Annotated in this window: 7 protein-coding genes; 2 read left to right on the top strand and 5 right to left on the bottom strand. The window is 68.8% G+C overall.

The genetic code is table 11. The features are described from left to right. Positions 1-376: 376 nt before the first annotated feature. From QF030_RS37635 to QF030_RS37625, 3 genes are all read right to left on the bottom strand, one after another. On the bottom strand, positions 377-1,228 hold the full coding sequence (locus tag QF030_RS37635; protein WP_307167041.1) for a carbohydrate ABC transporter permease: 852 nt from the start codon (positions 1,226-1,228) through the stop codon (positions 377-379). Continuing rightward, positions 1,225-2,205, bottom strand: coding sequence for a carbohydrate ABC transporter permease (locus tag QF030_RS37630; RefSeq protein ID WP_307167040.1), 981 nt, complete (start codon positions 2,203-2,205; stop codon positions 1,225-1,227). Before QF030_RS37630 ends, QF030_RS37635 begins: the two co-directional genes overlap by 4 nt. Before the next feature lie 94 nt (positions 2,206-2,299). After that, positions 2,300-3,616: an ABC transporter substrate-binding protein gene (locus tag QF030_RS37625; protein ID WP_307167039.1), complete on the bottom strand. Its 1,317-nt coding sequence runs from the start codon at positions 3,614-3,616 to the stop codon at positions 2,300-2,302. Between the two features lie 283 nt (positions 3,617-3,899). Between QF030_RS37625 and QF030_RS37620 the strand changes: the two genes are divergently transcribed. Beyond that, on the top strand, positions 3,900-6,320 hold the full coding sequence (locus QF030_RS37620; protein ID WP_307167038.1) for a glycoside hydrolase family 2 protein: 2,421 nt from the start codon (positions 3,900-3,902) through the stop codon (positions 6,318-6,320). Further along, positions 6,317-7,345, top strand: coding sequence for a LacI family DNA-binding transcriptional regulator (locus QF030_RS37615; RefSeq protein WP_307167037.1), 1,029 nt, complete (start codon positions 6,317-6,319; stop codon positions 7,343-7,345). Before QF030_RS37620 ends, QF030_RS37615 begins: the two co-directional genes overlap by 4 nt. A 246-nt stretch (positions 7,346-7,591) precedes the next feature. On the opposite strand, the gene QF030_RS37610 is transcribed toward QF030_RS37615, so the two are convergent. Further along, on the bottom strand, positions 7,592-10,375 hold the full coding sequence (locus QF030_RS37610; protein WP_307167036.1) for an AAA family ATPase: 2,784 nt from the start codon (positions 10,373-10,375) through the stop codon (positions 7,592-7,594). Between the two features lie 314 nt (positions 10,376-10,689). Continuing rightward, positions 10,690-11,280: a response regulator transcription factor gene (locus tag QF030_RS37605; RefSeq protein ID WP_307167035.1), complete on the bottom strand. Its 591-nt coding sequence runs from the start codon at positions 11,278-11,280 to the stop codon at positions 10,690-10,692. Positions 11,281-12,131 lie beyond the last annotated feature (851 nt).

Raw genomic sequence — 12,131 nt, 5'->3', positions numbered from 1 at the left:
GTGCCTCCCGCAAGTCGAGCACTCCCCCACCACTAGACCCGTCCGGTCGGCCATCGGTTCCCATGCCCGACGGCGGCTCCGCCCGGCCCTGGCCCGTCGGACCCGTGGCCCTCACCCCTGTAGCGGCACCGGGTCTCCGTGGTGGTTTCCGTGGTCGGCACGGAGGCGGTCTGCACCCCGGCCGGGAGAGTCGGTGACCACGACGATCGGCCCGCGAGGACTTCCCGGGCCGATCGCGTCCCACCACGGGCTTCCGGAGGACCCATGAACCCCGAACACCGCTCCCGCGCCCGGCGTCGTCACGACACCGAACACCGGCTCGCCCCCTCCGAGCGGCCTCGGCGCCCGCGGGTTCTCCCGCAGCGCCCGGGTTCCGTCACTTCGTGGCGCCCCGGGCGAAGCCGTTGTAGATGTACCGCTGAAGAAAGAGGAAGACGGTCAGCGTCGGCAGGATGACCAGCACCGCCCCGGCGGAGATGTTCTCCCAGTGCGCGCCGAACGGCCCCTTGAAGCGGAACAGCGCGGTGGAGATCGTCCCCAGCTCCTCCGACGGCATGTAGAGGAAGGGGATGTAGAAATCGTTGTAGACCGTGATGCCCTTGATGATCACCACGGTGGCGATGGCCGGCTTGAGCAGCGGGAAGATGATCCGCCGGTAGATGGTGAAGGCGTTGGCGCCGTCGAGGCGCGCCGCCTCGTCCAGGGACACGGGGATGCCGCGCATGAACTGCAGGAAGATGTAGACGGAGACGATGTCGGTCCCCATGTACAGCAGGATCGGCGCCCAGCGTGTGTCGAACAGCCCGAAGCTGTTGACGACCTGGAAGGTCGCGACCTGTGTGGTCACCGCGGGGACGAGGGTGGCGATGAGGAAGAGAGCGACGACGAGCTTCTTCATCCGGAACTCGAACCGGTCGATGGCGTAGGCCGTGAGCGAGCCGATGATCACCGTGCCGCTGATGGAGAAGAGGAGGATGAATCCGGTGTTCCCGAAGGCGGTGAGCATGTGGCCGTCCTGGAAGGCGGTCACGTAGTTGTCGAGGTTGAGGAAGTCGTGCGGGAGGGAGAGCGCACCCGTTTCGGTCATCTCCCTGGACGTCTTCAGTGACGTGAGGAGAACGACGACCAGGGGCAACAGCACGACGAGGCACGCCACGACCAGGGACAGGTAGACGAGTGCGGTGCCGATCCAGGGGCGCCGCGCGGTGGGCGGTGCGGGAGTGGTCATACGAGGTCCGTCCTCTCGTCGGGCACCAACCGGCGCTGGATCCATGTGATCAGCAGGATGATCAGGAGCAGGATGACGGCGGCGGCGGACGCGAGGCCCGTCTTGTTGAACTGGAACGCCAGCTTGATGGTCTGGATGACGAAGGTCTGTGTGCCGGTCGCGCCGCCCGTCATGATCCAGGGGATCTCGAAGACCGCGAGCGAGCCCGAGACCGCGAGGATGACGCTCAGGCTGAGCACGGGCCTGATGCCGGGCGCGATGATGTGCCGGAACTGCTGCCGGCGGGTGGCGCCGTCGAGTTGCGCGGCCTCGTACAGCTCTGCGGGAATCGACTGGACGGCGCCGAGGAAGAGCACGAAGTTCAGGCCCGTGAAACGCCACACCGACACGCCCGCCAGTGAGGTGTTCGCCGATTCCGCGCTGCCCAGCCAGGCGTGATCACCGCCCGCCCCGAACCAGGACACCACGGAGTCGAGGGTGCCGCCGTCCTGGAAGAAGTAGAGGAAGACGAAGCCGATCGCCACTCCGTTGATCAGGTACGGAAAGAAGAGGAGGCCCTTGAAGAGGTTGCGGAACCGCAGGTCGAAGCTGAGCACCGTGGCGAAGTAGAGGGCGATCGCGATCTGCACGAACGAGGCGGCCAGGTAGTAGAAGCTCACGAAGAACACGCGGAACAGCTCGGGCCGCGTGAAGATCTGCTCGTAGTTGTCCAGACCGACCATCCGCCGGTCCGGACTCACGCCGTCCCAGTCGGTGAAGCTGTAGAAGATCATGTTTCCCACGGGGACATAGGTGAACGTGATCAGCAGGAGCAGCGGGCCGGCGAGGAACAGCCAGGGCGTCAGCCGCCGCAGTGGACGGGTCTTCCAGGAGCGAGGGGCTCCGCCACTGCGGAGAGCGCCGCCGGCGGGGGTGCGCGACGCCCGGGCGCCGGATCGTGGACCGCGCCGGGCGACTTCGCTCGTCATATCCGTCATGACGGCCTTTCTTGTGCGGGCTGGCGCGAGGGGGCAGAGAGGACCGTGCCGCCGCGGCCGACGTGCCGTCGGCGGCGGCCCGTTGCCGCACCGGTCACGAACCGGCAGTCCTTGCCGCCTCGTTCCACCGCTTGCCGAGGTCCGTCAGATAGTCGTCGAGCTCACCCTTCTGGGCGCCGCGTGCCATGTCGATCAGCTTCTGCCGGTAGTCAGGCGTGTTGAGGCCGATCTCGGCGGCCTTGTCGATCGCGTTGACCTGGCCGGTCCTGCTCTGCGACACCTCGATGAGCTTGACGCCCGCGTCGGTGTAGGGCTTCAACGTCGGTGGAAGGGCGCTGGACTTGAGGGTCGGCACGGAGCCCTCGTTCTGTGCGAAGCCGGACTTGTCGGTGAACCAGTCGACCCAGGCGCGGGCGGCTTCCTTGTGGCCGGAGTGGATGCTCACCGCCTGCAGGTAGTCGGCCGAGACGACGGAGCAGTACTTCCCGTCGACCTGGGCGGGGAACGGCATGAAACCGATGTCGTCCGGGTCGGTGCCGGCCTTCTCCGCGGCGTCCTGCATCTGCGTGACCGCCCACGAACCGAGCAGCATCGTCGCGATGTCGCCCCTGGCGATCATGCCCTTGGACGCCTCCCAGTTGGTGGTGCTCGGGTCCTTCTCCGAGAGCTTGCCGTGCACGATGTCGTACAGGAGGGTGTCGGCGACGCTCAGGTCGCTGCCCTTGACCCACGGGTCGGCCGAGACGAGCTTGTTACTGGCCTGCGCGTCGCAGGAGACCGATCCCAGGATGCCGGTCCAGGGCGAGGTCAGCGGCCAGGCGTCCTTGAAGTTCGTGTAGTAGGGCACGGCATCCGTCTTGGCCTTGATCGCCTTCAGATCGTCGAGGAACCGGGCGGGCGTGGTGGGCCAGTCGGTGATGCCGGCGTTCTTCCAGACAGCCTTGTTGTAGACGAACCCGTTCGCATTGCCGACCGTGGCCACACCGTAGACCTTGCCGGCGACCGCGCTCTTGTCGATGAACCGGTACTTCGCGGCGAGCTGCGTCTCGCTCCCCAAGGACGCGAAGAACTTGGGGTAGTCGTCCTTGGCTATGGCGTTCGGGATCATCAGGACGTCGCCGTACTGGTCCGTGTTCATGCGGATCTTGACTTCGCCCTCGTAGTCGGTGATGCCCTCGAACTTGACCTTCACCTTCGGGTAGACCCGGTTGAACTCGGCCGCGTACTCGTCCATCGTGCCGTTCTGCACCAGGTCCGTCCGGTGCGTGAGGACCTTGATCTCGCCGGACACCTTGCCTGGATCGGCAGGAGCGTTCGCCGTCTCGCCCGTCGGCGCGGCTCCACCACTGCACCCCGCGACGGCCAGTATCGCGGCGGTGATCAGCACGCCGGAAAGCGACTTCTTCCCCATGTGCCCAACTCCCTTCAGGGTTACGGCTCCGGACTGTGAGGGGGAACGACGGCACTATGGCAGTCGTCGTTAAACCGGTACAGCTTTCTGTCCGGCTGCGATACGTAATCGTTATCCTCGTTTGCGCCAACCCCCGACAAACATGTGAACAACGGGGCGAGTTGCAAGGGTCGTCTTTCTCAGCCACGAACTGAACCGGTTTATGGACATCGAAGGTGACGACCCGCTACCTTGTGCTCGGCCAAGCACCGACAGGCCGCAGTCGCTTCGATGGGAGCCACGCATGAAGGACGTCACCCCTCTTCCGGAGGGCTGGAACCTGCACCACGACGGGTCCGTGCTGCCCGCTCAGGTCCCGGGATGCGTCCACACGGACCTGCTCACCGCCGGAGTCATCCCCGACCCGCTCATCGGCGCCAACGAGCACGAGGTGGCCTGGGTCGGCCGTCGCGCCTGGCTCTACACCCGCCGCCTGGACCTGCCGCCGTCCGCGCACGAGCGCACGGATCTGGTCTTCGAGGGTCTGGACACCGCGGCCGAGATCGCCGTGGACGGCGAAGTCCTCGGCCGCACCCGCAACATGCACCGTCCCTACCGCTTCGACGTCTCCGGTCGCAGCGGTGAACTGAGCGTGCGGTTCGCCTCGGCCTACACCGAGGCCGCGGCGGTGAGCAAGCTCGTCGGTGAGCGGCCCAACGTCTATCCCGAGCCGTCCCAGTACATCCGCAAGATGGCAAGCAGCTTCGGATGGGACTGGGGGCCCACCGTGGTGACCGCCGGCATCTGGAAGCCGGTGCGGCTGGAGAGCTGGTCCACGGCCCGCCTGGACCGGGTCCGGCCCGTGGTGACGGTCGCGGACGGCACGGGGCGGGTGGAACTGCACATCGAGGTGGAGCGCACAGCGCCGGGTGTGGCCCGCGTCCTGACGGCCCGGGCCACGGTGGCCGGCGTCGAGGCGACCACCGTCCTGGACGGCAACCGGGGGACCGTCGTCCTGGACGTACCCGGACCCGAGCTGTGGTGGCCGCGCGGCTACGGCGAACAACCGCTGTACGAGGTGGAGTTGACGCTCCTGGATGCCACCGACGAACTCCCGGAACCCGTGCCGCTCGACGCCTGGCACCGCCGGATCGGCTTCCGTACCGTCCGTCTGGATCGCTCCAAGGACGCGCACGGCACGGGATTCACCTTCGTGGTCAACGGCGTTCGCGTATTCGCCCGGGGCGTCAACTGGATCCCCGACGACGTCCTGCCCTCCCGCATCACCTCCGGGGCCTACCGCCGACGCCTCGAGCAGGCCGCGGGGGCCCACATCGACCTCGTGCGCGTCTGGGGCGGCGGCCTCTACGAGAGCGACGCCTTCTACGACGCCTGCGACGAACTGGGGCTGATGGTGTGGCAGGACTTCCTGTTCGCCTGCGCGGCCTACCCGGAGGAGCAGCCGCTGCGCGGCGAGGTGGAAGCGGAGGCCCGCGAGAACGTCGTACGGCTGATGCCGCATCCCTCGCTGGTCCTCTGGAACGGCAACAACGAGAACCTGTGGGGCTTCCGGGACTGGGGCTGGGAGTCCCTGTTGTCCGGTGACTCGTGGGGTGAGGGCTACTACCTCGGCATGCTCCCCCGGATCGTCGCCGAACTCGACCCCACCCGGGCCTACACCGCCGGCAGCCCGTGGTCCGGCAGCTGGGACCACCACCCCAACGACCCGGCGCACGGCACCCACCATTCGTGGGAGGTGTGGAACCGCCTCGACTACAGCGCATACCGGGCGAGTGTGCCGCGCTTCGTGGCGGAGTTCGGCTGGCAGGCGCCCCCGGCCGTCTCCACGCTGCGGCGCGCGCTTCCCGACGACAACCTGGCCCCCGACTCCCCCGGCATGCTGCACCACCAGAAGGCCGAGGACGGCAACGGCAAGCTGGACAGGGGCGTCGCCCGCCACTTCGCGCCGCCCGACGGTGACTTCGACCGCTGGCACTACCTCACCCAGGTGGTTCAGGCGCGCGCGGTGGCCGCAGGCATCGAGCACTGGCGATCGCACTGGCCGGTGTGCGCGGGCACGATCGTCTGGCAGCTCAACGACTGCTGGCCGGTCAGCTCCTGGTCGGCGATCGACGGGGACGGACGGCTCAAGCCGCTGTACCACGAGCTGCGCCGTGTCTATGCCGACCGCCTGGTGACCGTGCAACCCGAGGGCGACGGCCTGACCGTGGCGTTGGTCAACCAGTCCGCCGACGGCTGGGGCGCCGAAGTGCTCCTGCGGCGGCTGACCACCGACGGCGTGACGCTGGCGCAGACCCGCCTCCCCGTCGGTGCCGAGGCGCGGAGCGTGACCCGTCTCGCCGTTCCGGACGACCTGCTGCCCACACCGTCCTCGCCCAAGGAGTACCTGGTCGCCGAGGCGGACGGGCTCCGCGCCTTCCACTTCGCCGCCCGCGACCGGGACACCGACTTCCCCGAGCCGCGCTTCGGGGTCGAGGTGCAGCCGGTCACGGACGACGGGGATAAGGTCGACGTCGTGGTGACAGCACACACATTGGTACGGGACCTGCTGCTCCAGGCTGACAGGCTCAGCCCGGACGCCGCAGCCGACCGCGGCCTGGTGACCCTCCTCCCGGGCGAGCAGACCCGCATCAGGGTCAGCGGCGTGTCCGGCGTGTCGGCGGAGCGGGTACGCGAAGCGATCTTCTGCGTGGAGGGCTCGTGAGCGCGCCACCGGCCCGGATCACCATCAAGGACGTCGCCGCCCGCGCCGGCGTGTCCAAGGGAGCCGTCTCACTCGCCTTCAACCGGAGGCCAGGTCTGTCCGAGGCGACCCGCGAGCGGATCTTCGCCGCCGCCCGCGAGCTCGGCTGGGAACCGAACCTGTCCGCGCGCAGCCTGTCGAACCAGCGGGTGGACGCGGTGGGCCTCGCCATCTGCCGCCCGGCCCGCCTCCTGGGGCTCGAACCGTTCTACATGGAGTTCATCTCCGGCATCGAGAGCGTGCTCACCGAGCACTCCTGCTCGCTGCTGCTGCGCCTGGTCCGTGACCTCGACGAGGAGGTGGCGTTGCAGGCACGCTGGTGGCGAGGGCGCCAGGTGGCCGGCTCCATCCTCGTGGACTTCCACGAGGGCGACCCCCGTGTCCCGGCCCTCAAGGACCTCGGGCTGCCGGCCGTGGCCGTCGGACATCCCTCCCTGACCGGTGACCTCGTTTCCGTGTGGACCGACGACGCCACCGCCGTGGCCCAGGCCGTCCGCTACCTGGCGGCGCTCGGACACCGCCGGATCGCCCGCGTGGGCGGGCCCCTGTCACTCGGCCACAGCGGCATCCGCTCCGCCTCGTTCGCGTCGACGATGGCCGAACTCGGCCTGGACGAGGCTCAGCAGATCGCCACCGGCTTCGCCGGCGAGGAGGGCGCCCGCGCCACCCGGACCCTGTTGCTCTCCGCCCGGCGGCCGACCGCGATTCTGTACGACAACGACATCATGGCCGTGGCGGGAGCGGCGGTCGCCGCCGAGATGGGCCTGTCGGTGCCTCAGGACCTGTCGCTGCTGGCCTGGGACGACTCCCAGCTGTGCCGGCTCACGCACCCGACCCTGTCGGCCATGAGCCACGACGTCCACGGTTTCGGCGCCGAGGTGGCACGGACGCTCTTCGCCGTCCTCGCCGGTGAGGAAGCCGTGTCCCACCAGGTGCCGACGCCCGCCCTGACTCCCCGGGGATCGACGGCGCCGCCGCCGGCCTGACGAGGGGTCCGTTTCGGGCGGCACCGGCACCCGCACGGCCTCGGCTGCGGGCGTGGCGGTGAACGGCACGGGCTGAACCTCGGGAGGGTGACGCTCCTTGCCCCCCGTTCCCGGCCGGTAGCCCGGCCCCTGTCCCAGTGTTCCCGTACGTCGCCCGCAGCCGTGGAGCCCGGTGGGGCGATGAGCGGTTCCGGTTCGCGAAGGTCCCGTGCTCCCGCTCGACGCGCGCCGAGCGGGAGCACCCCGTCACCGGGCGGCCCGTGGGCGGCGGTGGTCGTGGGACGAGTTCGGATAGGCGGAGGGCAGTTGGGTGCGGCGGCGTATGCCGAGTTTCCGGTAGGCGCGGGTGAGGTGCTGCTCCACGGTGCTGACCGTGATGAAGAGCTTCCGGGCGATCTGCTCGTTCGTGGAGCCCCGCGCGGCCAGTTCCGCCACCCGCCACTCCGCCGAGCTGAGCCGACCGGCGGGCTGGCCGGATTCGCCGAGGGGCTCCGGCCCCGCTCCCTCGTTCGCCGCCGCCGACGACGGCTGCGGCGGGAGTGCCGCGGCGCACCGGCCCGCCAGTGTCCTCGCCTGGTGGGCGTGGCGGCGGGCCTGGACGGAGTCGCCCAGCAACTCGTAGGCGTGCCCCAGGTCTGCGAGCGTGTACGCCAGGTTCAGTGAGTCACCGCAGCGGTCGAGCAGGTTCGCCGCCTTCAGCAGTACCGGCGGACGCTCGTCCGGGCGAAGGGTGGCGGCCAGGGCGCGGTAGGTCAGGCCGCGGGTGCGCAGGTGGCCGGCGGGGAGCAGCGACATCTGTTCCGTCAGGAGTTCCCCGGCCGGTGCCGATAGGCCCTTGTGGAAGTAGGCACGCGCGGCATGGGCGCGCCAGGACACCGCGGACGGGCAGTCCATCTCCCAGATCTTCATCAGGTGCCCGGCTGCCAGGAAGTCCTGCAGGGCGGCGTCGTGGCGGCCACGCGCGAGATGGAGACGGCCCCGGGCATCGAGGTAGACGACGCCGCCCAGGGTCCCGAAGGCGGCACGGGGAACGGGGATGTCCAGGTAGGTTTCGGCCTCCCCCGGATCGCCCATCGCCGTGGCGGTGAGCACCAGGATCGACAGCGGGACGACGACTGCCGTTCCCCAGCTCTCGTGCGGCATCAGCGCGAGCGCCGCCTGTGCCTGCCGCTTCGCGTTCGCCAGGTCTCCGAGACGGTAGTGGATTTCCGCGCGCGCCGCGGTGAACATGGCGTTCCACACGAGCCCATAGGTCTCACCCATGGAGGCGAGGAGGGCGTCGCACCACACGGACGCCTTGTCGAGGTGGTCGGAGTAGATCAGGACCATCAGTGAGGCGAGCGACGAGGCCGGGCTCGCCGCTCCGGCCAGTGCTTCCCGGAGGACGAGTTCCGCAGCGGGGACGGCTTCCGTCCCGTCGGCGCCCCGCAGGACCGCGCCGAGTGCGGCCGCGGCGCGATGCCCGGAAGCGCTCGGGTCCGCGTCCTGCGCCGCCACGTCCTCGGTGGCCGGGGCGGACACGAGACCGGGGTAGGTGAGCGGGAGCCACAGACGCAGCTGTCCGGCGTACGGGACGGCCTCCTCGCCGTCCGGCACGTGGGGGTCGTCGCCGAGGCGCGTGACTACGCGCGTCGCCTGTTCCACCTGTCCGTTCCAGAGCAGACATCGGACCAGGTGGAGGGACTGCCGGACGGAGAGCCCGCCTTGCTCGGCGGCCGCCACCAGTTCGGGGAGATGGCTCTTGACCGCCGCGGGGTCGTACCGCCACATGACCTCGGTGAGCCTCGCGGCGATGTCGATCCGTTCCCGCCCCTCGGCGCACTCACGATGGGCTCTCTCGAGGTAGCCGACGGCCGCCTCGGGGTCACCGCCCGCGAGGGCCTGGTCCGCGGCCTCGCAGAGCACCTGCCTGGCCCAGGAGACCGGTTCGCCGATACGCATCAGGTGTTCGGCCGTCACCAGGGCGGGGGCGCCCTTGTGGTGCAGCAGACGGGCCGCCTGGGACCGCATGTCCTGGCGCTCGTTCTGCGGCATGCTGCCGAGCACGGCCTCACGCACGCTCGGCTGCCCGAGCAGGTCGTGCTCCAGCAGCCCGCCGACGCCGGGGGACGCTGCGATGCGCGCGACCGATTCCGGATCCATGCCGCACAGGCGCGCCACGACGGCCGCCGAGCGGAGCTCCCCCAGCGTGGCCATCGCCCGCGCGATCTGGAGCACTACCGGATCCGCCCGGTACAGGCAGCTCAGGACCGCTCGGCCGAAGGCAGGACCGGCCACGGGCCGCTGCGCGGCCGACTCCGCGAGCCGGCCGGTGTAGTCCTCAGCCAGGGCGTGCACCAACAGCGGCCGGCCTCCGCTGAGGAGTCTGCAGTCGGCCGCGATCCGGCCCGCTGTCTCCAGAGGGAAATAGTCCTCGAGCACCGTCGCGACTCCCGTCTCCGAGAGCGGCTCGAGGTCCAGCTGGGTGCAGTTGGGCATCCGGAGGATCTCGGCCTGCAGTAGGCGCTGGACGCTGTCCCGGCCCATGTCCGGGCAGTAGGTGAAGACGATCGATATGGGCGCGGTGCCCATCCGCCGCATGAGGGCGAGCAGGTACTGCAGCGACTCGACGTCCATGAAATGCGCGTCGTCGATGCACATGACCAGTTGCGGGCTGTCGGTCAGGTACTGGAAGGCGCCTTGCAGCACACCGAGGATCGACGGGGAGATCTCGCTGTGCGCTCCCTCACCGCCGGCGCTCTCCCACAGCGCGCGGACCTCGAGGTCCGCACCGGGCGAGAAGAGCCGGCACCCCCGGAGGAGCTGATCGATGATCCCGAGCGGCTGGTAGCGCTCGAAGCTCGAAGCGGAGGCCTCGAGGACCGTCGCGCCCGCGTCGGCGGCGTCGCGGGCGAAGGAGGCCAGCAGGGCCGTCTTTCCACTGGCCAGCGCTCCTTCGATGGCGACGATCCGTCTTCCGCCGAGAGAGCACTCGCCATAGACCTGCGCCAGCGTCTTCTCTTCCTCATCCCGTTCGGCCAGCTTCTCCATCACTTCTCACCACCTCGCAACACAGGGACAGAGTGGATCAACAACTGGCGCATGCACGCGGTCGCGCGCAGATGTCGACGGACCGGCGCCGCGGAGGGACCGCTGTGCGCGCGGGGCCTCTGGACGCCATGGGCTGATCGTCCCTGCGGTGGCTGCGGGCGGACCTCACGTCCTTTTCTCGGATCGCGCCGACCACGCCTAATAAAATTTCCACCCCCGACTCAAGGGCTATATCGCCTATGACGTCGGCCTTCAGCACTTCCGTGTTCATTGCCATCCCCCAATTGATGGAAAAAGATCGGATCGCAGAGGTTTCAAAGCCAGTGCGCGTCTCGGGCGATCCTCAGTGCGTCGATGCGATTGCGGGCACCGAGTTTTGTCACCAGGGATGAGAGATAATTGCGCACGGTCCCCTCGGACAGGTGCAGCCGTGTCGCGATCTCGACAATGGCGTCGCCGTAGGAGAGGCGCTCCAGAACGGAGAGCTGGCGCGCGGTCAGTGGGCATCCGGCGTTGGCCAGGGCCGCGACCGTCAGGTCCGCGTCGAAGACGCGTTCGCCCTGATGCACCCGGTGCAGGGCTTCGAAGAACCAGCTCGGCGACACACTGCGCTGCAACATGCCGTCGACGCCGCCGGAGAAGGCCTGCCTGATGATCGAGCGGGTGTAGCTTTCGGCCAGGACCAGACTCCGGCATTCCGGCAGGCTCGCGATCTTCTCGGCCACGCTGATCGCACCGATGTCCGCGCCGTCGAAGCTGACTATCGCGATGTCCGGCCGATGAGTCTCCGCGAAATCCAGCGCGTCGGTGTCACCGCCGACAGCTCCGACGACCCGTATCTCCTCACGCTTTTCGAGCAACGCGGCGAGGGCGCTTCGGGACAGCGACGATTCGTCGGACACCATCACTCGGATGCACATCGGTTCCCCCTGGAATGAGAAACGGCTCGCCGGTGGCGGAAAGCGATTCCGGCCGGATGCCGTGAGGGCGGTCCGGTCCGGAATCGGCGCCCCGAAGGGCAAGCGGGCGGTCCGCCACAGCCCCTCGCGCAAGTCGGCAGGGCGGCGGCAGCGGGTGGATTTCCGGCCAGCGCCGGACATGGCACACGCCGCGGCAGGGACCGGTTCACCCGCCGGCCCGTCGCCGCGCCGGCCGTATCCGGCCGCCGCTTCTCGGTCAAGGGACGCCGCTTCCGCACCGACTGCCGTTTGCAGGCGAAATCCGACAAGCCGAATGATCTACCGACACCGGCACGGTAAAATCTCGCCAATTTCGCGGAACCGCGTGGTGTGAGCGTGAAGGAGCCGACGGCGTGCCCGCTCCATTCGCATGGCTGGCCGAAAACCGCAGTAAGTCCGGCCGCCCACCGATGCGACCCGGCCATGTGATTGTGCTTCCGCCCTGCTCTGCGCCGTAAGCCGACGCGCGACAAGTAGGCCATGCTCAACCTCCCCCGTTTTGAGGCCGACAGCCGTCGAAGATAGTCAGTCACGATGTTTCGAGTCAAGAGGTTTTGGCCAAAGGTTGACTCAGTTGGGGCGCGCCTCGTTGAAATGTCGGAATTCGTTCGTACTCAAGAACTGCACAGCTGGAATTAACGGGTCCGATTAGCTCGGTTCGTTGATTGTCGATCACCCGTCCCGGCTATCCCGTCGACGCGGAAATGATCATTTGCGAGGCACAGAATTCGGACCTGTCACCGCTTGCGGCGAACGCTGATTCGGCATCACCCGCGGTCAGCCCGCCCGTCTCTTAC

Source organism: Streptomyces rishiriensis (genome assembly GCF_030815485.1).
Lineage (GTDB): Bacteria > Actinomycetota > Actinomycetes > Streptomycetales > Streptomycetaceae > Streptomyces > Streptomyces rishiriensis_A.
This window is presented reverse-complemented; position numbering and strand designations above follow the sequence as displayed.